23 protein-coding genes and 1 tRNA gene are annotated in these 23,430 nt (G+C 51.2%); 3 read left to right on the top strand and 21 right to left on the bottom strand.

Features of this window, described 5'->3' with window-relative positions; genetic code table 11:
• Positions 1-3 precede the first annotated feature (3 nt).
• The 5 genes from ACQKD4_RS03530 to ACQKD4_RS03510 all read right to left on the bottom strand — a co-directional run bounded on the left by ACQKD4_RS03530 (position 4) and on the right by ACQKD4_RS03510 (position 4,899).
• Positions 4-1,188 carry a phosphoglycerate kinase gene (locus ACQKD4_RS03530; RefSeq protein ID WP_337874583.1) on the bottom strand — a complete coding sequence of 395 codons (1,185 nt, stop codon included), beginning with the start codon at positions 1,186-1,188 and terminating at the stop codon, positions 4-6.
• A 97-nt stretch (positions 1,189-1,285) separates the two neighbouring features.
• On the bottom strand, positions 1,286-2,293 hold the full coding sequence (gene gap / locus ACQKD4_RS03525; protein WP_012726912.1) for a type I glyceraldehyde-3-phosphate dehydrogenase: 1,008 nt from the start codon (positions 2,291-2,293) through the stop codon (positions 1,286-1,288).
• Between the two features lie 59 nt (positions 2,294-2,352).
• The gene (locus tag ACQKD4_RS03520) at positions 2,353-3,381 is read right to left on the bottom strand and encodes a sugar-binding transcriptional regulator (protein ID WP_012726913.1); all 1,029 of its coding nucleotides are present in this window, start codon (positions 3,379-3,381) and stop codon (positions 2,353-2,355) included.
• 109 nt (positions 3,382-3,490) lie between these two features.
• On the bottom strand, positions 3,491-3,748 hold the full coding sequence (locus ACQKD4_RS03515) for a glutaredoxin family protein (protein ID WP_074033610.1): 258 nt from the start codon (positions 3,746-3,748) through the stop codon (positions 3,491-3,493).
• A gap of 5 nt (positions 3,749-3,753) precedes the next feature.
• Positions 3,754-4,899: a Fis family transcriptional regulator gene (locus tag ACQKD4_RS03510; protein WP_427372491.1), complete on the bottom strand. Its 1,146-nt coding sequence runs from the start codon at positions 4,897-4,899 to the stop codon at positions 3,754-3,756.
• Between the two features lie 118 nt (positions 4,900-5,017).
• On the opposite strand from ACQKD4_RS03510, the gene ACQKD4_RS03505 reads away from it, so the two are divergent.
• Positions 5,018-5,090 (top strand) — tRNA-Arg (locus ACQKD4_RS03505).
• A gap of 151 nt (positions 5,091-5,241) precedes the next feature.
• Complete coding sequence (gene clpP / locus ACQKD4_RS03500; protein WP_012726916.1) at positions 5,242-5,817, top strand: ATP-dependent Clp endopeptidase proteolytic subunit ClpP; 576 nt, start codon at positions 5,242-5,244, stop codon at positions 5,815-5,817.
• Positions 5,818-5,860: 43 nt separating this feature from the next.
• Here clpP and ACQKD4_RS03495 read toward each other — a convergent pair whose 3' ends face one another.
• The 13 genes from ACQKD4_RS03495 to hprK all read right to left on the bottom strand — a co-directional run bounded on the left by ACQKD4_RS03495 (position 5,861) and on the right by hprK (position 16,722).
• The gene (locus ACQKD4_RS03495) at positions 5,861-6,556 is read right to left on the bottom strand and encodes a MerR family transcriptional regulator (RefSeq protein ID WP_427372490.1); all 696 of its coding nucleotides are present in this window, start codon (positions 6,554-6,556) and stop codon (positions 5,861-5,863) included.
• Between the two features lie 54 nt (positions 6,557-6,610).
• Entirely contained in the window at positions 6,611-7,054 is a 444-nt protein-coding gene (locus ACQKD4_RS03490) for a hypothetical protein (RefSeq protein ID WP_427372489.1), read from the bottom strand.
• 89 nt (positions 7,055-7,143) lie between these two features.
• Positions 7,144-7,659, bottom strand: coding sequence for a DUF2179 domain-containing protein (locus tag ACQKD4_RS03485; RefSeq protein WP_074033625.1), 516 nt, complete (start codon positions 7,657-7,659; stop codon positions 7,144-7,146).
• A gap of 90 nt (positions 7,660-7,749) precedes the next feature.
• The gene (locus tag ACQKD4_RS03480; RefSeq protein WP_074033629.1) at positions 7,750-7,989 is read right to left on the bottom strand and encodes a CopG family transcriptional regulator; all 240 of its coding nucleotides are present in this window, start codon (positions 7,987-7,989) and stop codon (positions 7,750-7,752) included.
• A gap of 84 nt (positions 7,990-8,073) precedes the next feature.
• Positions 8,074-9,027, bottom strand: coding sequence for a DNA-binding protein WhiA (gene whiA, locus ACQKD4_RS03475; protein WP_074033630.1), 954 nt, complete (start codon positions 9,025-9,027; stop codon positions 8,074-8,076).
• Positions 9,028-9,061: 34 nt separating this feature from the next.
• Complete coding sequence (locus ACQKD4_RS03470; RefSeq protein WP_224861729.1) at positions 9,062-10,057, bottom strand: gluconeogenesis factor YvcK family protein; 996 nt, start codon at positions 10,055-10,057, stop codon at positions 9,062-9,064.
• Between the two features lies 1 nt (position 10,058).
• Entirely contained in the window at positions 10,059-10,931 is an 873-nt protein-coding gene (gene rapZ / locus ACQKD4_RS03465; RefSeq protein WP_074033636.1) for an RNase adapter RapZ, read from the bottom strand.
• A gap of 120 nt (positions 10,932-11,051) precedes the next feature.
• Positions 11,052-12,005, bottom strand: coding sequence for a thioredoxin-disulfide reductase (trxB, locus tag ACQKD4_RS03460; RefSeq protein ID WP_074033640.1), 954 nt, complete (start codon positions 12,003-12,005; stop codon positions 11,052-11,054).
• A gap of 68 nt (positions 12,006-12,073) precedes the next feature.
• A complete protein-coding gene (locus tag ACQKD4_RS03455) occupies positions 12,074-13,546 on the bottom strand; it encodes a tetratricopeptide repeat protein (protein WP_427372488.1) in 1,473 nt (490 codons plus the stop codon).
• A gap of 294 nt (positions 13,547-13,840) precedes the next feature.
• Positions 13,841-14,323 carry an acyltransferase gene (locus ACQKD4_RS03450; protein ID WP_214746036.1) on the bottom strand — a complete coding sequence of 161 codons (483 nt, stop codon included), beginning with the start codon at positions 14,321-14,323 and terminating at the stop codon, positions 13,841-13,843.
• Positions 14,316-14,966 (bottom strand): pyrophosphatase PpaX, encoded by a 651-nt coding sequence (ppaX, locus tag ACQKD4_RS03445; RefSeq protein ID WP_427372487.1) that lies wholly within the window; start codon positions 14,964-14,966, stop codon positions 14,316-14,318. Before ppaX ends, ACQKD4_RS03450 begins: the two co-directional genes overlap by 8 nt.
• Positions 14,966-15,784 (bottom strand): prolipoprotein diacylglyceryl transferase, encoded by an 819-nt coding sequence (gene lgt, locus ACQKD4_RS03440; protein ID WP_074033649.1) that lies wholly within the window; start codon positions 15,782-15,784, stop codon positions 14,966-14,968. Before lgt ends, ppaX begins: the two co-directional genes overlap by 1 nt.
• A gap of 2 nt (positions 15,785-15,786) precedes the next feature.
• Complete coding sequence (gene hprK, locus ACQKD4_RS03435; RefSeq protein WP_214693573.1) at positions 15,787-16,722, bottom strand: HPr(Ser) kinase/phosphatase; 936 nt, start codon at positions 16,720-16,722, stop codon at positions 15,787-15,789.
• Positions 16,723-16,870: 148 nt separating this feature from the next.
• Between hprK and ACQKD4_RS03430 the strand changes: the two genes are divergently transcribed.
• Positions 16,871-17,227, top strand: a complete 357-nt coding sequence (locus ACQKD4_RS03430) for a hypothetical protein (RefSeq protein ID WP_427372486.1) — start codon at positions 16,871-16,873, stop codon at positions 17,225-17,227.
• 36 nt (positions 17,228-17,263) lie between these two features.
• Here ACQKD4_RS03430 and ACQKD4_RS03425 read toward each other — a convergent pair whose 3' ends face one another.
• The 3 genes from ACQKD4_RS03425 to uvrB all read right to left on the bottom strand — a co-directional run bounded on the left by ACQKD4_RS03425 (position 17,264) and on the right by uvrB (position 23,343).
• A complete protein-coding gene (locus ACQKD4_RS03425) occupies positions 17,264-18,433 on the bottom strand; it encodes a DUF4097 family beta strand repeat-containing protein (protein ID WP_214693575.1) in 1,170 nt (389 codons plus the stop codon).
• A 65-nt stretch (positions 18,434-18,498) separates the two neighbouring features.
• Entirely contained in the window at positions 18,499-21,372 is a 2,874-nt protein-coding gene (uvrA, locus tag ACQKD4_RS03420; RefSeq protein ID WP_427372485.1) for an excinuclease ABC subunit UvrA, read from the bottom strand.
• A complete protein-coding gene (gene uvrB, locus ACQKD4_RS03415; RefSeq protein WP_214693580.1) occupies positions 21,373-23,343 on the bottom strand; it encodes an excinuclease ABC subunit UvrB in 1,971 nt (656 codons plus the stop codon).
• Positions 23,344-23,430: the final 87 nt, after the last annotated feature.

The raw sequence follows: 23,430 nt of genomic DNA, 5'->3' as shown, positions 1-23,430 counted from the left end.
AAATTACTTGTCGTTAAGCGCCTCGACACCTGGAAGTTTCTTGCCTTCCATGAATTCGAGTGACGCGCCACCACCAGTTGAAATGTGACTCATCTTGTCAGCAAGACCAAACTTGGCTGCCGCAGCGGCTGAGTCGCCACCACCGATGATTGAATATGCATCGCTATCCGCAAGTGCTTGAGCGACACCTTTCGTTCCGTTTGCGTATTTATCGAGTTCGAATACGCCCATCGGTCCGTTCCATACGACAAGTTTCGATTCGCGAATCGCATCCGCGTAAAGTTCGACTGTCTTCGGTCCGATATCAAGACTCATGTGATCCGCTGGGATCGAGTCGATATCGACTGGGCCGACATACGTTTCTTCGCCGAATTCTTTCGTGATGACGCAGTCGATTGGCATCAAGAATTTCACGCCTTTGTCTTCTGCCTTCTTCATGAATTGACGAGCGAGGTCAAGCTTATCCTCTTCAAGGAGTGACGTTCCGACTTCGTGCCCGAGTGCTTTCGAGAACGTGTACGAGAGTCCGCCACCGATGATGAGTGTGTCAACGATGTCAAGAAGGTGGTCGATGACCCCGATCTTGTCCGCTACTTTCGACCCGCCGATAATCGCCGTGAACGGACGGTCTGGGTTAGAAAGAGCTTTACCGAGAACTTCAAGTTCTTTTTCCATCAAGAGACCAGCAACGGCTGTGTCCACGTGGTGTGCAATCCCTTCAGTTGAAGCGTGTGCACGGTGAGCCGCGCCGAACGCGTCGTTGACGTATACGTCAGCAAGTGCTGCGAATCCTTTTGCAAGTTCAGCGTCGTTTTTCGTTTCACCTGGGTAGAAACGAACGTTCTCTAAAACGACGACATCGCCTTCAGAGAGGTTAGCGACCGCTTCTTCTGCGACCGGACCGTATGCTTCTTCGACGAGCGGTACATCTTTTCCGAGGAGCTCAGCGAGACGCTTCGCTACTGGAGCAAGTGAGAACTCAGGGTTCTTCTCGCCTTTTGGACGGCCGAGGTGGCTCGCAAGGACGAGTTTCGCACCACCGTCAAGCAAGTGCTTGATCGTTGGAAGTGCGGCTTGGATCCGAGTTTCGTCTTGGATGACGCCATCTTTGAGTGGAACGTTGAAGTCAACGCGGCAAAAGACGCGTTTCCCTTTTACATCGATGTCACGAATAGACTGTTTGTTCATAACTTTCGCCTCCATATGTCGTGCGTGTCATTTCATAAATAGAGCGGAGAACAATCTCTTGTTTCCGCTCCTATTTGATTCTATTTAGTTCACGAAATTACTTCGCGATGTTAGCGAAGTGCTTAACTGTGCGAACCAATTGTGCAGTGTAAGACATTTCGTTGTCGTACCAAGAAACTGTTTTAACGAGTTGCTTGTCGCCAACTGTCATAACTTTTGTTTGAGTCGCGTCGAAGAGTGAACCGTATGTGATTCCAACGATGTCAGAAGAAACGATTTCGTCTTCAGTGTAACCGAATGACTCGTTTGCTGCTGCTTTCATTGCTGCGTTTACTTCGTCAACAGATACTTGCTTGTCGAGTACAGTTACGAGCTCAGTGAGTGAACCTGTAGCAACTGGTACACGTTGTGCAGCACCGTCAAGTTTTCCTTGAAGTTCAGGGATTACGAGACCGATTGCTTTAGCAGCACCTGTTGTGTTAGGAACGATGTTCGCTGCAGCTGCACGCGCACGACGGAAGTCACCTTTCGGGTGTGGAGCGTCAAGCGTGTTTTGGTCGCCAGTGTAAGCGTGGATTGTCGTCATGAGACCTTCAACGATTCCGAACTGGTCTTGAAGTACTTTAGCCATTGGAGCCAAGCAGTTTGTTGTACAAGAAGCACCTGAGATGACTGTTTCAGTACCATCGAGGATGTCGTGGTTTGTGTTGTAAACAACAGTCTTCATGTCACCTGTAGCAGGAGCCGAGATAACAACTTTCTTCGCGCCAGCTTTCAAGTGAAGCTCAGCTTTTTCTTTAGAAGTGAAGAATCCAGTACATTCGAGAACGATGTCTACACCGAGGTCTCCCCATGGAAGTTCTTCAGGGTTACGGTTAGCGAGCGTGATAACTTTCTCTCCGTTTACGAGGAAGTGATCGTCGTGTACTTCAACTTCTCCGTCGAAACGACCTTGAGTCGTGTCATACTTGAGAAGGTGCGCAAGCATCTTCGTGTCTGTCAAGTCGTTGATTGCAACAACTTCGATTCCTTCGTTTTTGATGATCTCGCGGAATGCCAAACGACCGATACGTCCAAATCCGTTAATACCAACTTTTACTGCCATGTTAATTTCCTCCTTAGGGTAGAAGCTATTTATTGAAGAGCCAACGGGGGGTCAACTCTTTAATAACAAGTTAATAACTCTTTCGCCGCACCTTCGTCTGTGACGAGGATGATGTTCGACGTGTGTTTCGCATAAGCGGCGATCGCCTGTGCCTTCGATTTTCCTCCGGCAACCGCGATGACGGTATCCATGTCATCCAGCTCTTCGAGTTGGATCCCGACCGTCTTGACGCGATGGACAATCTCGCCTTCCGCATTGAAATAATATCCGAATGCTTCGGCGACGGCGTCATGCCGTTCAATCATCCGCAAATGCTCCGGTGATGCGTGACGGCGTTTTGCCATCGTTTCTGCCTCACCAATTCCATGTACCACAATTCGCGCCGCTCTAATCATTTCCAGTACATTTTTAATACTAGGTTCCTCCACCATCCGGTCGAACGTCTCTTGTGACACTTCATCCGGAATATGTAGAAGATGATAGTCTGCGTGGGCCCGGTCCGCCATGCGTGAACAGACGGTATTCGCTTGAAGTTCAAGCGTTTCTCCAAGACCTCCGCGTGCGGGTACAAAATGCATCGGGCGTTCTTTTTTATCGGGCGACATCATCGCCGCAACCGATGCCATCGTCGTTCCACCCGTTACCGCAATCACGTTATCATCCGGTGCGAGCCGCGCTTTTAACTGCGTAACCGCTGCCCGTCCGATATCGCGTTGGACCCAGAATGTCTCATCTGAATCACCCGGTACGATGACGACTTGGCGAACCCCTAATTTCTCTTCGAGCTCTCTTGCCACTTCTGAAATCCCGAGAAGTTCTCCCATGATCTCGTGCAAGTCCCGTAAGACGTTTCGTCCCGTCTCACTGAGGGAAATTCCTTGAGTAGCGACGTAAAGAAGACCTTGGTCTTTCAAAAAGTCGACTTCTCGTCTGAGTACCCGTTCGGTCAGTCCCAAACTCGTTGCGAGTGTCCTGCGGCCAATCGGCTGCATCAAGCGGACATAATGTAAGATATCGTAACGATGTCGGAGCGTATCGAGCAGGTCAGGGACAATTTGCTTCTGAACGTGAATCAGTTGCTGGATCATGCTCTTACCCCCTCGACTTTCAGTGTGGACAACTTTTGTCCCACTTTTTTATTTGCGTCCCACCGCTACGAGTTCATCTTATCAATCACTTTTCCGTATGGCAACCCCTTCAAACGTTTTTTTTCGATGTAAGCGTATACTTAACAAAATCTTCAACTTTGTTGTCATCATATCGCCCTTGACTGATGACTTCTCCTTCATGTATGAGAACGGGGATTTCGAAGAGGTACTTCGCCTCGAGATCCTCATCTCCCGTAATATCAATCTGTTCGAGTTCGATCGGATAATCCTCCTGTAGCCATTCGAGCATGACGAGCGCCTCGTCACAGAGCGAACAATTGTCACGTTTATATAAAGTTAGTTTCATTTTTGTCATCCCTTCCATAACTGCCGCTCACGCTCACGTGAGTTACCGAATCCAAGCTCTTCCCGATAGTTCGTCACGGTCCGTCTCGTCACTGGATAGCCATATCGGGCGAGTTCGTCCGCCAGTGCCTGATCACTTTGCGGGGCTTTCTCCCGTTGAATCAGTTCTGCGAGCGTCCGCTTAATCATGAACGGTGAATGTCCATGACTCGTCGACCTTACGAAAAAGTGTTTCCATTCCATGATCCCGCCTTCGGTCTTCGCAAACTTCCCTTGAATGGCACGTCCGACTGTTGATTCGTGCTTGCCGATTTGTTGTGCGACGGTCCGACGGGTCAGCGGATTGAGGACAAGTTCTCCTTTCAGCCACTCGGTCTGACGTGACGCGATGACAGCCCATATCTCACGTAACGTCTCGTTCCGCATCGCAAGGGACGTCATCCACCATTTTGCCTCACGGTCATTGCCGACTTTCGTCGCGTCAAGTTCCGGGCTGAGCCACGTCGTGACAAGTTTTCCATCTTCGTAACGCACTTCGACTTCGGGGAAGACGTGACCCGTTTCTTCATATAATAAAGGACGTTTTGGTAGTGTTGCGACAATTCGCTCTAAACGGGCGAGCTCTTCATCTGAAATCGCGAGTACGCTCGCCATCTGTTTTTGGCTCACGCCACTCTCGATCGCATCAAATACATCGACGACGCGCGGGTCCTCATGTTCAATCGCATGCCGATACTGACACTCTCGTTCCGTCTTCGCCCCGATTCCCGTCGGCTCAAGAAATAAGAGTGCCTGTCTCGCCTGTTCGATTTGAGTCACGTCGACACCAAACCGTTCCGCCAACACATCATTCGTATCCGGCAATAATCCTCGATGGTCTAGCAACAGGACGAGCTGCCGTCTCAGCTCTTTCTCCGACTCGCTACCGCTTCCTTCGCGAATCTGGGTGAACAGCTTCTCTTCGAACGCGCTCGCCGCATCCGCGACCCATCCGAGATCCCCACTCCCGATATGAATGTTTGGATTATGGCGCGCCAGACGTGCGAGACGATACGAGAGCGCGAGACGGTCCGCCTCGAGCACCGGTAGCCGTTGCACAAGGTCTTGCGTCATCTGTTGCTGTTGTACCTGTTTTTGTTCTTGCCGTTGCATCGTTCTCCCCCCTCTTCTCTATTGTAACGAACCCGCTCCGCTCGCGCTCAAAAAAGGATAATGAACAGGATTGCTTTTTCAATAAAACAAATGTATAATAAATTCGTGTCACACATATGCACCCGTAGCTCAGGGGATAGAGCACTGGTTTCCGGTGCCAGGTGTCGGGAGTTCGAATCTCTCCGGGTGTATCAGATGTAGAGGTCAGGCAGATTGCCTGGCCTCTTTTTCGTTTCAGGACGCGAAAATCGTGGAATAGATGAAAAACGATGACTATCGTTTGACCAACATTGACTATACAGGTATGATGAACTTACAACCTACATAAAGGAGGCAGATTCAATGTTAATTCCAACAGTTATCGAACAGACAGGCCGTGGGGAGCGCGCGTACGACATCTACTCACGCTTGCTCAAAGACCGTATCATCCTTCTCGGAAGTGCGATTGACGACAACGTCGCGAACTCAATCGTCGCACAGCTTCTCTTCCTCGCAGCTGAGGATCCAGAAAAGGACATCTCGCTCTACATCAACAGCCCAGGTGGTTCGATCACAGCGGGTATGGCGATTTACGACACGATGAACTTCATCAAGCCGAACGTGTCGACGATTTGTATCGGAATGGCTGCATCGATGGGTGCCTTCTTGCTCCAAGCCGGTGAAAAAGGAAAACGCTTCGCACTTCCGAACGCGGAAATCATGATTCACCAACCGCTCGGCGGCACACAAGGCCAAGCGTCAGACATTAAGATTCACGCAGAACGTATCATTAAAATGCGTGAGAAATTGAACCAAATCATGGCAGAGAACACTGGACAGCCACTTGAAGTCATCGAGCGCGACACAGAGCGTGACTACTTCATGGCAGCTGACCAAGCGAAAGACTACGGTCTCATCGACAAAGTCATGACTCGCTAATCATACAAAAGACGTTTCCCAATCAATCGGGAAACGTCTTTTTCTATTCGATGGGCATCCAGACTTCGATTATGTCATCCGCCCCTGCCTGACCGTGAATGTAGCGTTCAAAGTCGACCGCATCACGGAGCGTCACGTCCGGAACGTTCAACAGTTGCTCGTATGTCGTAGGAATCATCGGGATGCCCCCTTCGACTGTCGCGACGATATAGTTCCCCTCGGTCAATTCGACTTGTCGCGCCTCTTCCCCACTCACGGACTTCGTCATGCCAGCCACATACCCGTTCTCATGCGGGAGGCAGATGCCGTATGACTCGTCCGTCGTCAATTCCGGTTGGAGCCTCTCCCACACGCGCGGGATGTCCTCTAACGTACTCGCGTATCCGTAGACTGTAATCGGTTCACGCAATGTTTCGTATCGAATGTTCATGTCATTCCCTCCTGACTGCATCGACCGAATCTGTCCTTCGATTCGGTGAAGCTGTTCAATTTCCGTCCTAACTTCACATAACCGTGTTTCAAGCAACGTCTCAACAGACTGTCCAGACTGAATCTGTTCTAAACTGAGCCCGATTTGACGTAATCGTTTAATTTCACTCAAGCGTCGAATCTCTTCCATCCCGTACATCCGATACTGGTTGCCCGATCGTGTCGGTCGAATCAACCCGCGCCCTTCGTAAAATTTGATGGCTTTGACCGACAATCCGGTCACATGCGCCACTCTTCCAATCGGAATCACTGTTCCCACCTCCTATCTTCACTGTACAGCCGTCCCTAAGAGGCAGGTCAACCATTAGTTTTCGGGTACCCTAACACCGAACACGTATCGACTGTCGCCCTGCGTCCATTCCCCGCCGACCTCGTATAGATAAATGCCGGGTTCGTCTGGTACGACCGGTTCAGCCGGGACGAGCTCTCCGTCCTCAATCTGAAAGAAACTCGATTCCATCGGGTCGGCATAATAGACAACGTCAATCGCGTCACCCGGTTTGACCGTGATGAGTTGTAGGTCATCCGCTTCCGGCAAGCCATAGTCGGCGCACGTCGCACGACTGCCAGCTTCCCAACAATACGTTGATTGTTCTACTTCCGCTGTCACCGAACCGACACGAACCGTCGGGAGCGGCGGTTTGACGGGGTCGTCCCCATCACCGAACCAAGACACGGCGACATAAATCACCCCTACACCGACAAGTAACCCAATCAATACAATCCAAAAACGCCGATTACGCTTCACGGTCTCATCTCCTTTCCTAACTCATTCCCTATCGTGCAGGAAAATCCCTACTCCAACAAAAAAAGACCCACTTCCGTGAGTCTTACGCGTCATTTCGGACGACGCAGTCCTTTCATCATATAGCCGCCTTTGAAGTCGATTGGGTCAAATGCGACGAGAAACGCCTTCGGCTCATGCTTCTCGACGAGTTCACGCAATTCCTTCATCCGTGTACGGGCTGCCAAGACGTCTAGACGATAACGGACACCATCTCGACCTTGTCCTTGGTAATGCGTCACCCCGTAACCATTGTCGCGCATCTGTTGAATGAGCTCTGCCGGATATTCTTTCGTGTGAACTTGGATCATGTTGTAGCCGATGGCGAGTTTACGTTCGACATAGCCACCGAGTAAAATCCCGAGACCGAACCCGACTGCGTACACGATCATACCGAGCGTTGTCAAATCTTGGAATACGATTCCGAGTGCGAAGATGTAGATGAGTGTCTCAAGCGTCCCGAACAGACCCGCGATGACGGTCTTCCCTTTCACGAGCATGATTGTCCGGAGCGTGAGCACCGGGACGTAGATAAGTTGTAGCAATAGGATGAGTAAGATTTGACCCATTCGATCGACCTCCGTTCAAATTCATTACCACCACTATTCCAAATTTCAGAGTGAGATGCAACTAAAAAAGGCTGACCGAAGTCAACCTGATTATTTCGTATCTAGATTTTTCACGCTCGTGAGCAATTCATAGTCTTTACGAATCACTTCGTAGATCGCGTTCTTATCTCCGTTCAACAATTCTTCTGCACGAAGCTGGTTCAAGAGAAGGCTTGTTGCGAACGTGACGAGTGCACTCTTCGGAATTCCGATTTCTTTTGCGCGCTCCGTGATGACTTGGTCGAGCTTAGCGTCAATCGTGAGCGATAATCTTTTCTTTTCATTCGACATAGTGATGAAGCTCCTTTAATTCCTATTCAGTAAACCTATTCCAGTTGCTTATTATATAGGAAGAATGGTTTTGGTGCAACCGCGTCACGATGAGGCGATCTCGTCGCCGCTCCGCACACGCTCAGCAATTTGGTCAATTTTGCGAAGTCGATGGTTAATTCCAGACTTCGAAATCGGGCCAGACTCGAGCATCTCCCCGAGTTCTTGTAACGAGACGTCTTGATGCGTGACACGTAGTTCGGCGATTTCCCGAAGCTTTTTCGGCAAGACATCGAGTCCGACCGTCCGCTCCAAGAACTTGATGTTCTCGACTTGGCGCAATGCCGCCCCGACCGTCTTGTTCAAGTTGGCCGTCTCACAGTTGACGAGACGGTTGACGGAGTTGCGCATGTCCTTGATGATGCGTGCATCCTCAAATTCGAGCATTCCCCGTGTCGCACCGATCAACTTGAGGAAGTCTGAGATTTTCTCGCTCTCCTTCATATAGAGGATGTGCCCTTTTTTCCGTTCGAGCGTCTTCGCATTCAAATCGAACCGATTCGCCAGATCGCGTAGCGCCTGGTTATGGTTTTCATATAAGCTGTAGACTTCGAGGTGATACGACGACGTCTTCGGATGGTTGATCGATCCTCCGGCGAGGAAAGCCCCACGCAAGTAGGCGCGTGCCAAGTTCTCGTCTCGTGTCATATCCGAGTTCAACGTCCGAATCATCTCATAGTGCTCCCCGAGAATCTCGAGGTCACGAAGCATCGTCTCCGCGTGCTGTGACACTCGGACGATGTAGACGTTATTCTTTTTCAGACGCATTTTCTTCCGTACGAACAAATCTAATGGATGGTCGTAGAGACGTTTCATCAACGAATACATCCGACGGGCGATTGAGGCGTTTTCGGTCGAGACGTCGAGCGTCATGCCTCGTCCTAGGGCGAGCGAGATGACCCCATTCATCCGAACGAGTGCCGACAATTCCGCTTTCGCCTCGGCGTCATTCACTTCAAGTTGTGTCAATTCTTTCTTCACATCTGATGCAAAGCTCATCGAGTCCCCCTCCTTTCTGTCTTTCAAACGATTCTTATTTCAATTCTAACTGTTGGAACGAGCGTGGCTTCTTGATCCGAAGTACTCGTTGCATGACGAGTCCAGCAATGGCGTCGGAGTCATGACGGATATAATCCCGATTGTAATCGACGATATCTCCTGCCAGGACGTTCGTTCCATAGTTTCGGAGCTTCTTCCGGTCGAAGCGGACCTCTTCCGATCCGTCCTCGAGGTAACGCTCCAAATAGTCTTCATCGATCGGCTCGTTATTGACGACGATCGTATCAATCGACGCCTTCCCGAGATATGCTTCGATGGCTTTTAAATGTTTCATGGCGTCATAGCCCTTCGTCTCGCCTGGTTGTGTCATGACGTTACAAATATAGACGACCGGGACTTGTGAACGGACGATGGCTTCTCGCACGTCTGGGATGAGTAGGTTCGGGATGATGCTCGTATAGAGACTCCCTGGACCGAGCACGATGACGTCTGCCGACTCGATGGCTTCCACGACCCCTGGGGCCGGCTTGATGCCCTCTTCGAGTAAAAACAGGCGTTTGATCGGCTGCTGATGGAGCGGGATTTTCGATTCACCTTTGACGATCGTCCCATCCTCAAACTCCGCCGCGAGCGTCATGAGCGTCTCCGTCACCGGCAACACTTTCCCTTGTGCGTTCAAGAGCTGCGACATGACGTCGATCGCTTTGACGAACGAGCCTTCACAAATATGCGTCGCCGCCGTCAGCATCAAGTTCCCGAGAGAGTGACCTTCTAGGCCATACCCCGTGTCGAAACGATACTGTAAGATTTTATCCATCAACGGCTCGACTTCTGACAGGGCCAGGATGACGTTACGGATGTCGCCCGGGGGCAACATATGAAATTCGTCGCGTAGACGTCCTGAGCTTCCCCCGTCGTCCCCGACCGTGACGATGGCGGTGATGTCGAGCGGATAATGCTTCAAGCCACGGACGAGGGTGGACAATCCTGTCCCCCCACCGATGGCCACTACTTTCCGGTCTCGTCTCATATCATTTCTCCTTCGTCGCGTGGGCAAGGTCACGGTGGACCGTCTTCACGTTGTAACGCTCCGCGAAATGCTCCGACACTTTCTCAGCGAACGTGATCGAACGGTGTTTCCCACCTGTACAACCGAACGCCACGACAATCTGCGTCTTCCCTTCCCGCTTATATTGCGGAAGCAGGAATTCGAGCATATCGATCAACTTCTTATAAAACGCCCGCGCCTCCGGATGTGACATGACATAGTCTTGCACTTCCGTCGTCTGACCCGTGAGCGGTCGCAGCTCAGGGATATAGAACGGGTTCGTGATAAAGCGGACATCGAACAGTAAGTCCACATCGAGCGGGACCCCGTGTTTGAATCCGAACGACATGAAGTTGACCGTGAACGGGATGCGTTCCTCGTTGAACTGTTGCAAGATGCGGTCCTTCAACATCTGTGGTTTCAAGTCACTCGTGTCATAAAGCGTATGGGCACGGTCCCGGAACCCTTCTAACAGTTCGCGCTCCATCTGGATGCCGACGAGTGGCGCATCCTCTGGTGCGAGCGGATGTGAGCGTCGCGTCTCTTTGTAGCGACGAACGAGCACATCGTCACGCGTCTCTAAGTACAAAAGATGTGGGTGTACGTTCTTCTTTTCTAAATCGTCGATGACGATGAACAGGCTATCGATAAAATCTCTCGTACGTGTATCAATGGCGACCGCGATTTTCGGTCGGACCGAGCTGATGACATCAATCAATTGTGGCAAAAGAACCGGTGGCAAGTTATCGACACAGAAATAGCCGAGATCCTCGAAACTATTCATCGCGACCGACTTCCCAGCCCCGCTCATTCCGCTGATGATGATCAATTCTTCTAATCCTTTAAAATCTTCCATCTCGCTGACGCCCCCTTAAAATTGACAACCGAGCCGTGTGTGTAGCTCTCTCCATCTAGTATAACGAACGTCCGAAAAAAAGAGAAGGACCGCGGTTCCCCGCAGTCCTACCTTCTTGAATCATGCGTTTTGTTCTTGCAACGATTCGAGGAGCCCCTCGATGAAGTGCTGAGCGTTCTGAGCGGCAATCGATCCGTCGTTCGTCGCCGTGACGACTTGGCGGAGCGTTTTATCACGAACGTCACCGGCAGCAAAGATTCCAGGAATCTTCGTTTCCATCGCCTCGTTCGTGACGATGTAGCCTTGCTCGTTCGTGATCCCGAGGTCTTGGACGAATCCAGTAATCGGGTTCATGCCGATATAGATGAAGACGCCGTCGATTTCGTGATCTGTCTCTGTGCCGTCAACCGTGCTGACGAGACGAGCGCCACCGACTTTACCGTCTTTCTCTGTGATTTCTTTCAATGTGTGGTTCCAAATGAAATCAATTTTCTCATTATCGAACGCACGTTTTTGAAGAATTTTTTGAGCTCGGAGCTCATCACGACGGTGAACAATCGTCACCTTGTTCGCGAAACGTGTCAAGAAGACACCTTCTTCAACAGCTGAGTCGCCACCACCGATGACGAAGAGATCTTTGCCTTTGAAGAATGCTCCGTCACATACCGCACAGTACGATACGCCACGGCCGCCGAGTTCTTCTTCACCCGGTACACCGATTTTCTTATACTGAGCACCAGAGGCGAGGATGATGGCACGCGCTTTATAGTCGCGGTTGTGCGCATGCACGATTTTGTATTCTGTTTCATCCGAGATGCTTTGCACGTCCCCATACGCATACTCCGCACCAAACGCTTTCGAATGGTCGAACATTTTCTGAGACAAGTCAGGACCGAGAATACTGTCGTATCCTGGGTAGTTCTCGATGTCTTCCGTGTTGGCCATCTGACCACCCGGAATTCCGCGTTCGATCATAAGTGTTGAAAGGTTTGCACGTGAAGCATATAGCGCAGCGGTCATTCCGGCAGGGCCGGCACCGATGATAATGACGTCATAAATTTTTTCTTCTGTCATGTTGATTCCACCTCTGCAAAATATTGATTGCCTTTAGTATAAGAAACCTGTATGGGTATCGTCTATCTTTATGCTTGTTCGAGTGTCCGTTTGAACGAACGAACCGTCTCCGTCAACGTGTCGACCGGGAGATGGAAGGCGTTCGCACAGTCCTCGAGAATCAAGGCGTCTCGTTTCGTATAAAACATCCAGACGAGCGCAGCGGCCGATGCCGTTACGTCCATGAATGCTTCGTCCGATAACAGAAGCGTAGCAAATCGTTCATAAAAATCACCTTCTAGGCTCATCCGTTCCGCTTCCGAAACATGTGCTTCGGCAAGGACGAGGGTGTCAAAGGCGCGCTTGACACGAGCGTCTCCTTGGAACGGTTGCTGACAGAGGTCGGCACGACACATTTCCGCAAACGCACGGACCGTCTCGTTCTCTGTCACGGCGTTCGTCAGCGCGAGCGCTTCAAACGCCTCATCGTCTTTCAGGTTAGAAATGATTCGAATGATCTCGATCCGGGCCAAGTCCGTCTCTTGACGAAGTCCTTGGACGAGCGCCGAACGAAACTCGAGGTTTTCTCGAATATCGAAACTCTGTTTCTCTTCGAACCGTTTCATCTCATCTTTGTTCAAGTAGGTGGCCGCCTCTTCTAATCGTCCTGTCTTATAGGCAGACACGCTGAGCCAATGCCCGAACAATGCGTCACCGCGAAACCCGCGTTCTTTCAATAGACGTAACTCTTCATACGCACGGTCATAATGACCGACGAGCGCGAGTGTCGTCGCCAATTTATAACGTAAATCAAACTGGAGTGGACGAACACGTGTGAGTGGCGTCGATAATTGCATCGCCGCTTCGGATTGTCCCGCTTCATGCAATAGAAGAATCGTGTTCAAGATCGCATGCAAGTTGCCCGGATTTTGATCGAGCACGTACTCGAGCGTCCGAAACGCCGCTTGGTCGTCGCCGAGGTAAAAACTGACGACGGATAGATTGTTATAGGCCGGCCAAAACGATGGATACTGCCCGATCAAACGCTCGAGCGTCGCTTTTGCCGCAAATAGCCGTCCTTTGTCGATTTGACGCTGCGCTTCTGAATGCCATGTGATCAATTCGTCTTCTTCCTCGTCCTCGAGCTCTTGTTCGAGTTCGATTAGTTCGAGAAGGGATTGCACGGCTTCCGCGTAGTGACCTTTCGTGTCACGTGCGAGATATTCAGATGCATAGTTCGCCGCTTCTTCATATTGAGAGACATAGGCACAGTTGCTCGCTAAATGATAGAGCGCCTCTGTCGCGGTCTCGTCGAGCTCTAATACTCGTTTCCACACGTCATTGGCGTGGTAGACCTCCCCTACTTCAAATAACAGTTCTGCGTACTGTTTATGATAGTCGACGCGATGCGTGGCTGCCGCTGTCGCTTCAGCCATGAAAAAAGTCGCTTCATCTAGGCGACCTTCCCGTAACGCACGACGACCTCTATAGTAGTGGAGCTCCGCAGCGAGCGGAGATTCTGGTTCGGGTAGCGTCATTACTGCTTCATAGTTCGCTTCCATATTCTAAATCCTCCACATCATCTCTGAATCTTTTTTTAGTTGCAGGGATAAGAATACCGCACTCGAACAACGAGGGCAACTGAAAAAGTTAAAAAAAATTGCGACTATATTCCCTCTATAATGAATATTTTTTACTAGGTTCAAAAATTGTTTTTGAGCGAAAATATGATTCCTTCATTTCGGTTCATTTTCCCATTAAAAAGCGGCATCCCTTTTAAAAAAAGTGATACCGCTCAAGTATTCTTTCATGTCTCTATACAAAAGAGGCATAAAAACATTTTGCGAAAAATTGTGTCAAATATGTGTCAGCGACTGGAGTTTCGAACCGACGACCCGCTCTCCCGGCAAGACGTCGCGATGTACGACCGCACCTGCACCGACGACAGCACCGTCGCCGATCGTCACGCCCGGTAAGATGGTCACGTTCGCGCCAATCAAGACTTCATTTCCGATGACGACATCTCCGATTCGATACTCATCGACGAGATACTCATGACAGAGGATCGTCGAGTTGAATCCGATGACCGTGTTCCGACCGATGGTGATCCGTTCCGGGAACATGACGTCCGGCGTGACCATGAGGGCAAGAGCACTATACTCTCCAATGTTCATCCCGAGAAACGTCCGGTACAACCACCGCTTCGCCTTCACCGAAGGGAAGTAACGCCCGACGAGCACGACCGCTGTGTTTTTGAAGACACGTAGGAAGCGAATCGTCCGATACATCTGCCAAAGCGGGTTCGGCCCGTCGATGCGAAACCGTTTCGTCTTACGCATGGACGCTGACCTCGTCGAGCCATGCCTCGAAATGTTCCATCGAGTTGATGATGACGTCCGGCTCGAGTGATTCGAGGAATGGGCGACCTTTTAGCGCCCACCCGACAGCGACCGTCTTCGTCCCAGCGTTTTTCCCGCTGAAGATGTCCGTATCGTTGTCACCGACCATGACCGCTCGCTCCGGTGACGAGCCGAGCGCTTGCAGAGCACGTTCGACCGGTTCAGCGTGCGGCTTTTCATTCTCGACATCGTCAGCTGTCACGACGACATCAAACAAGTGGTCGATTTTGAATAACCGAAGGCCCCGTTCTACGACCGGACGGCCTTTCGATGTGACGACGCCCATCTTGTACCCTTTCGCATGAAGGCGATATAAGCCTTCGATGACACCCGGGTACTCTGCGACAAGTTGGTCGTGCATGGCGATGTTGAAACTCCGATAGAACGCCTGCATCTCTTTCCATTCTGCTTCGTTCAATTCACGGAACGACTTCTCGAGCGTCGGTCCGATGAAGCGATAGATGTCCTCATCCCGATACGTATGTTCCGGGAAATAATAGTCGAACGTATGACGGAAGCTGGCGATGATGAGCGGGTTCGTATCGAGTAACGTACCGTCTAAGTCAAATAAGAGCGTATCCATTAATCAAATAATCCTTTCTCTGATGGGTCATTGTATCGTTTCGCGTTGCGGCGAAGTACCATCATGACGATACCGAAGAGGATCAAGGCGATCGACACCATTTGGGCCGCACGCAAATCGCCTGACATGAGACTATCCGTCCGCAGTCCTTCGATATAGAAGCGACCGATCGAATACCAGACGAGATACGACAAGAAGATGTATCCGCGACGTGGGTTTCCAATCATGCGCCATGCGACGAGGAGGATGACCCCGATGATATTCCATACACTTTCATAGAGAAACGTCGGGATATAGTATGCCCCGTCAATATACATCTGATTGACGATCCAATCCGGTAGCATGAGCGTGTCTTGTAAGAAGCTACGCGTCGTTTCGCCGCCATGGGCCTCTTGGTTCATGAAGTTCCCCCAGCGCCCGATGGCTTGTCCGAGGAGAAGTGATGGTGCCAAGATATCTGTAACTTTCCAGAACGACATCGATTTTCGCATACAATAGACGATGACGACAAGGAGTGCCCCGAAGATGGCACCGTGAATGGCAATCCCGCCTTGACGGATATCGATGATCTGTCCGAGATTCTCTGAGTAGTAATCCCATTGGAACGTCACGTAGTAAATACGCGCGAAGATGATACTGATTGGAATCGACCAGATGACGACGTCAACGAGTCGTTCCGAATCATAGTTGATGCGCTTCGCCTCGTAAAGGGCAAGGACGAGTCCGAGCATTGCCCCGAAGGCGATAATCATACCATACCAGTAAATCGGCAGAGACCCGATTTCAAACGCTACACGATCAAATGTCGGTTCTACCATGATCACAAGTCTCCTTCAGTGTCCTGAATCGCGTTTGCGAGACGTTCCGCAAACTCTTCAGCTGTATTGATGCCCATGTTTTGCAGACGATAGTTCATCGCTGCGACCTCGATGATGACCGCCAAGTTTCGACCTGGGCGGACAGGGATCGTGAGGAGCGGGACTTCACTATCGATGATCTTCATCGTGTTGTGATCGAGCCCGACGCGGTCGTACACTTTTCCAGCGTCCCAGTTCTCTAAGTTGACGATGAGACTAATCTTCTTATGTGACCGGACCGCACCTGCGCCGAACAAGGTCATGACATCGATGATGCCAATTCCACGAATCTCAAGCAAGTGGCGAATCAGCTTCGGTGCTGAACCGACGAGGAGTTGGTCGCCCGTTTGACGGATCTCGACCGAGTCATCAGCGACGAGACGGTGCCCCCGTTTGACGAGTTCAAGCGCGGTCTCCGATTTCCCGACACCGCTCTGTCCTTTGATGAGAACGCCGACGCCGTAAATATCGACGAGGACGCCGTGCATCGCTGTCATCGGTGCAAGTTCCATCTCGAGGAAGTTCGTGATTTGCGACTCAATTGATGTCGTCACCGCATTCGTCCGCATGAGTGGGACGTTTGCCGCTTCCGCTTCTTCTTCGATTTCTGTCGGAATATCAAATCCACGTGTGATTAAAATCCCAGGTGTCGATTCCGTACATAAAATACGGGCACGTTCGCGACGCTTTTCTTCCGATAAGCTCGCATAGAAAGTCAATTCGGTCTTCCCAAGCACTTGAAGACGATTTTTCGCATAGTGCGTGTAATAACCGGCGAGGACGAGTCCTGGTCGACTAAGGTCAGGTGTGGCGACCGGACGATGGAGTCCCTCTTCTCCCGCAATGACTTGAAGTTTAAAACGCTCAACGACTTGAGCTGTACGTACGATATTTTGCATCAGTATCTGCCCCTTTCACGCTCATTATTGTATCATAGCTCTTTCTCGGAAGCGTTAGGGAAGTGATGAAGAACGTGTCAAAAAATTGTTGAAACTTTCATACATGGCGTTCGTAGGAAGGGTATAGGCAAATAGAGGAGGTGAAAATATGGATGCGTTGTTTTGGATTGTCGTGCTCTTCGCGCTCGTCATCGGAATCGGAACGCTCATCTACATCATCAAGTCATTGATCGATATGTGGAAAGAGTATGCGGCGACGAAAAACGAGACGGTCTTGCTCTTGTTCATTTTGAATATCATCGGATTCTTCTTATCCGGCGCGCTCATCTCGATGATTGTCGCCATCATCTTCTACTGGAATCGCTCGAAATCGATGCGACTACTCGGTATCATCTTGTTGATTGCAGGTCCCGTCCTCTTTATCGTCTTCGCAGTCAGTGCGTTCACGCTGTTTGATACACAGATGATGGATTGGCAACAGATGGAGTATGAAATGAATTTATAATCAAAAAATCCCGAAGGCGCTGCCTTCGGGATTTACTTATTGTTGATGGAACGGATTGTTCAAATCGGCTGGGTCGACGGGATCGACCGGATCCGACGGCTCCGTCTGTTCTTCCTCAAGGAAAGTCGACGGTGTATACACCGATCCATGTTCCAAATCGATCGTACCGGTACGTGTACCCGCTTCGACTTCGATGCGAGGCGTTTGACCTCGACCGGACAAGAATTCGAGACGACGCTGGGCAACGTCTTTTCGGTCACGAATGATCTCGAGTTCGTCGAGTAAGCAGTGGAGTCCACCAAAGTTCGTCTCGAGTTCGCCTTCCACCTCGACGCCGTGTGGCAACACGAGTCGAATGTTTCCGGCGAGCGAGGCAAGTTCGAACTTGGCAGGACGTGCTGTCGCGAGTTCCGCGCGGATGTTACCGTTCCCTGTTTTGAGGGATGCTTTATCGTACTTCCCTCCGACGATGACGGCCCCGTTTCCGGTACGGACGTGCACGAGTTCTGCCTCGACCCCTTCCACCTCGACTGTCCCGTTTCCGGTATTGAGAAGGAGTTCAGACGCGTGTACTTCATGTAGGACAACGCGACCGTTCGCCGTTTGCACGCGGACGTTCTCGACGTCCAAACCATCGGCACGGACTTCCCCGTTCAACGTCTGAATATGAAGATGGTTGAAATGGTGATGCGGGACGTACAGTTCCACGTGGGCCCGGACGAGCTTGTCACGCAAGGAGACGACGAGACGGTCCCCAATGACGGAATGCTTGACCGCCGATTGCAACTGTTCGAGCGCTTTGTCCGCGTCTTGTTGGCGAAGCGGACGACCGGTCACGATGAGCTCACAATCTTCCGCATCTGACGAGACGATGGTCGCCGATGCGTTGAAGAGATCGAGTGAGATGTCGCTACCTGTGAATGGGAATGATTTCGAATACGTCACTTCTGGCCCGAAGTTCGAGCTGAAGGAGAAGTCGCTGTCACGAAGCTTCGTGACGAGTCCTTCTACCGCAGACGTCAATTTCGTCGTGAGCGATTCGACCGAATAGGCATCCACCTTTTCCGTGTCTTGTCGATCTTCTAACGCCTGGACTTGTTCTGGTTCGAGGCGTTCGAGACGCTCGAGTTGCGTCATCGCCTCCTCGATTGTCAACTTGCCTTCCTTCACTTGCTGGAGAATCAGTTCACGCATTTCTTGTTTCACGTTCGTTTTCCCCCTTCAATTTGGTTGCACGTCATTTACCTTCCCGTTTCTCACCATTTCTATACTTATTTCTTTTTTCCTGCTTTTGGTTTCACGCGAGCCGCATCTCGTTCGAGTACCGGCCTCAAATACTTGCCGGTATACGAGCCTGACACTTCGGCGACTTCTTCTGGCGTTCCCGTCGCGACGATGAGTCCGCCGCCGTCCCCGCCTTCTGGTCCGAGGTCGATCAAATAATCGGCTGACTTGATGACGTCGAGGTTATGTTCGATGACGAGCACCGTGTCCCCGTTCTCGACGAGGCGCTGCAACACTTTCAACAAGCGGGCGATGTCATCGACATGAAGACCTGTCGTCGGTTCGTCCAAAATATAAATCGTCTTCCCGGTCGAACGTTTATGAAGCTCCGAGGCGAGTTTGACACGCTGGGCTTCCCCACCGGAAAGTTCCGTCGCCGGCTGACCGAGTTTCATATAGCCAAGACCGACGTCATAGATGGTCTGAATCTTCCGCTTGATTTTCGGAATTTTGTCAAAGAATTCGAGCCCTTCTTCAATCGTCATATCGAGGACATCGGCAATCGTCTTCCCTTTATATTTCACTTCGAGCGTCTCACGGTTATAACGTTTCCCGTGACAGACCTCACATGGCACGTACACGTCCGGCAAGAAATGCATCTCAATCTTGATGATCCCGTCCCCACGACACGCTTCACAGCGTCCGCCTTTCACGTTGAAACTGAAACGCCCTTTCTTATAGCCGCGCATCTTCGCTTCGTTCGTCGAGGCGAAGACGTCACGAATGTCGTCGAAGACGCCAGTATACGTCGCCGGGTTTGAACGCGGTGTACGCCCGATTGGAGATTGGTCGATGTCGATGACTTTATCGATATGCTCGAGACCTTCAATCTTCTTATGTTTCCCTGGCTTCGCTTTGGCCCGGTTCATATTGTGCGCGAGCGATTTGTAGAGAATCTCGTTGATGAGTGTCGACTTCCCAGAACCGGATACACCAGTCACGGCGACGAACATCCCGAGCGGAATCGAGACTTCGACATCTTTCAAGTTGTTCTCTTCCGCTTTGACAATCTTCAAGAATCGTTCGTCCGGCATCTTCCGTTCAGGCGGGAGCGGGATGAACTTCTTCCCGGCAAGGTATTGACCCGTGAGCGAGTTCTTGTTTTTCATCAGTTGCTTCGGCGTCCCGGCAGCGATGACTTGTCCACCGTGCTCCCCGGCACCCGGTCCGATATCGATCAAATAGTCGGCTTCCATCATCGTATCTTCATCATGTTCGACGACGATGAGCGTGTTGCCGATGTCACGCATCTGTTTGAGCGTGGCGATCAAGCGGTCGTTGTCCCGCTGATGGAGACCGATCGACGGTTCATCGAGGACGTACAAGACACCTGTGAGACGTGAACCGATTTGCGTCGCAAGTCGAATCCGCTGGGCTTCCCCACCTGAGAGAGTTCCCGCGGCACGAGACAGCGTCAAATAGTCGAGTCCGACGTTATTCAAGAAGCTGAGTCGCTCCCGAATCTCCTGCAAGATGAGGCGGGCGATGGCGATATCTTTTTCACTGAGCTGTTCGTTCAGTCCTTCGAAGAACGCGAGTGCGTTCACGACCGACTTCTCCGTCACTTGTCCGACGTGCTGGCCCGTGATTTTGACGGCGAGCGATTCTTCTTTCAAGCGATAGCCATGACATGTCGGGCAGGCGTGCGTCGCCATATACATTTCCATCTGTTCACGGATGTAGTCGGACGTCGTCTCCCGGTAACGGCGCTCGATGTTACGGAGCACCCCTTCAAAGAAGATTGTATTCGTCCGGACTTGACCGAAGTCGTTCTCGTAGCGGAAGAGGAATGACTCTTCCGAAGAACCGTTCAAAACGAGGTCTTGGTCACGTTTTGACAGACGTTCAAATGGTACATCCATATCGATATTGAAATGCTGACACATTGCCGCCAACAGTTGCGGATAGTACTGGGAACTTGTCGGTTGCCATGCAGCGACCGCCCCTTCTTTTAACGTCTTCGACGGATCAGGGATGACGAGTTCTGGGTCGACGTCTAGTTTCGTCCCAAGACCATCACATGTCGGGCAAGCCCCGAACGGTGAGTTGAAAGAGAACATACGTGGCTCGAGTTCTCCAATCGAGAATCCACAAATCGGGCAAGCGTGGTGTTCGCTGAAAAGAAGCTCGGTCCCGTCCATTTTGTCGATGATGACACGTCCGTCGGCGAGGCGTAATGCCGTCTCAAGAGAGTCGGCAAGGCGCCCTTCGACGTCAGGTCGGACGACAAGACGGTCGACGACGACTTCGATCGAGTGCTTCTTGTTTTTGTCGAGCTCGATCTCATCTGTCAATTCGATGGTCTCCCCGTTCACTCGGACACGGACGAATCCTTCTTTTTTCAACGAGTCGAACACTTTGACGTGTGTTCCTTTTCGACCCGATACGATCGGTGCCAAAATCTGAAGTCGCGTCCGTTCCGGCAATTCCATCACCTGGTCGACCATCTGCGAAATCGTCTGACTCGAGATCTCGATACCGTGGTTCGGACAGACCGGTTTCCCGATTCGTGCGAACAAGAGTCGGAGATAGTCATAAATCTCCGTTACCGTTCCGACGGTTGAGCGCGGGTTTCGGCTCGTTGTCTTCTGGTCGATCGAGATGGCCGGACTTAAGCCTTCAATCGTATCGACGTCCGGTTTGTCCATCTGTCCGAGGAACTGACGGGCGTACGCGGACAAACTTTCGACGTAGCGTCGCTGCCCTTCCGCATAAATCGTGTCGAACGCGAGCGACGACTTCCCGGAGCCGGACAAGCCCGTCAAGACGACGAGCTGGTCACGTGGGATATCGATGTCGATATTTTTTAAGTTGTTGACGCGTGCCCCTTTGATGACAATCGCATTTTTCTTTTCAGCCATTTAATTCCCTACCTTCAACTCCAAGATTAAGTCACGCAATTCGGCTGCACGTTCGAACTGGAGATCGCGCGCCGCTTGCTTCATTTCTTCTTCTAATTTGGCAATCGCCGCCTCGCGTTCGGCCGGCTTCATCGTACTAAGCGATTCGAGTGCCTCTTCTTCGGCCTCGACCGTCGCCCGGATGACACCACGGACGTCTTTTCGAATCGTCTGTGGCGTGATGCCATGTTCTTCATTATATGCTTGTTGAATCGTCCGACGACGATCCGTCTCTTCGATGGCTCGTGCCATCGAGTCGGTCATCTTATCCGCGAACAGGATGACGTGTCCGTTCGCATTACGGGCCGCCCGTCCAATCGTCTGGATGAGCGAACGGTCGGAACGAAGGAACCCTTCCTTGTCGGCATCGAGAATCGTCACGAGACTGACTTCCGGAATATCGAGCCCTTCTCGTAACAAGTTGATCCCGACGAGCACGTCATACTTCCCGAGACGAAGGTCACGGATGATTTCAATCCGTTCGAGCGTCTTGATCTCGGAGTGCATATAGTTGACCTTGATTCCTGCTTCACGCAAGTAGTCGGACAAGTCTTCTGCCATCTTCTTCGTGAGCGTCGTCACGAGGACACGCTCGTCTCGCTTGATGCGTTCGCGGATTTGGTCCATCAAGTAGTCGATTTGTCCTTTGATCGGATGAATCTCGATCGTCGGGTCGAGTAGCCCTGTCGGACGAATGATCTGCTCGATCATCTTCGGTGTATGTTCGAGCTCGTACGGACCTGGTGTCGCCGAGATGAAGATCGCTTGTGACACTTTCTTCTCGAACTCATCGAATTTGAGCGGACGGTTGTCCTTTGCAGAAGGAAGACGGAACCCATGATCGACGAGCACTTGTTTCCGCGCCTGGTCCCCGTTATACATCCCGCGTACTTGCGGGAGCGTCACGTGTGACTCATCGGCGACGAGTAAGAAGTCCTCTGGGAAGTAATCAATCAATGTATACGGGGTCGAGCCTTCTGGCATCAAGTTTAAGTGTCGCGAATAGTTCTCGATGCCTGAACAATACCCCATTTCACGCATCATCTCCAAATCGTAATGCGTTCGCTGCTCGAGACGTTGTGCCTCGAGTAGCTTCCCTTCTTCACGGAACTTCTCGAGTTGCTCCTCGAGTTCCGCTTCGATGTTGACGATTGCTTTTTGCAGTTTCTCGTCACGCGTGACGAAGTGGGATGCCGGGAAGATGGCGACGTGATCACGGTCTGCGATGATTTCACCCGTCAACGGGTCCATCTCACGGATCCGGTCGATCTCGTCCCCGAAAAATTCGATGCGCATGCAGTGTTCGTCACGTGACGCCGGGAAGATCTCGACGACGTCCCCACGTACACGGAAACGTCCACGCTGGAAGTCGATATCGTTTCGTTCATATTGAATGTCGATGAGCTTACGAAGCATCTCGTCACGCCCCATCTCTTTACCGACCCGCAGACTCAATACGAGACTGCGATATTCTTCCGGGTTACCGAGACCATATATACAGGAAACGGATGCGACGATGATGACGTCATCCCGCTCGAAGAGAGCCGACGTCGCCGAGTGACGCAGCTTATCGATTTCATCGTTGATGGACGCATCCTTCTCGATAAATGTATCGGTCGAAGGCACGTACGCTTCAGGCTGATAGTAGTCGTAATAGCTGACAAAGTACTCGACCGCGTTGTTCGGAAAGAACTCTTTGAACTCAGAATACAATTGACCAGCGAGCGTCTTGTTGTGGGCGAGGACGAGTGTCGGCTTCTTCACTTCTTGGATGACGTTCGAGACGGTGAACGTCTTCCCTGTTCCGGTCGCCCCGAGGAGTGTCTGATAACGGTCACCCCGATTGACGCCTTCGACAAGTTGTCGAATCGCTTCAGGCTGGTCACCTCCTGGTTGAAATTCAGATTGTAATGCAAACGGAATCGATTCCATAAGATACTCCTCACCTTCTCATTTCATAGTGTCTTGATTATACCATAGACACGAACAAATATTCGCTTATTAGCTTGCATACGGATT

The sequence above is a fragment of the Exiguobacterium sp. NPDC077395 genome, from assembly GCF_050269125.1.
Lineage (GTDB): Bacteria > Bacillota > Bacilli > Exiguobacteriales > Exiguobacteriaceae > Exiguobacterium > Exiguobacterium aestuarii_A.
This window is presented reverse-complemented; position numbering and strand designations above follow the sequence as displayed.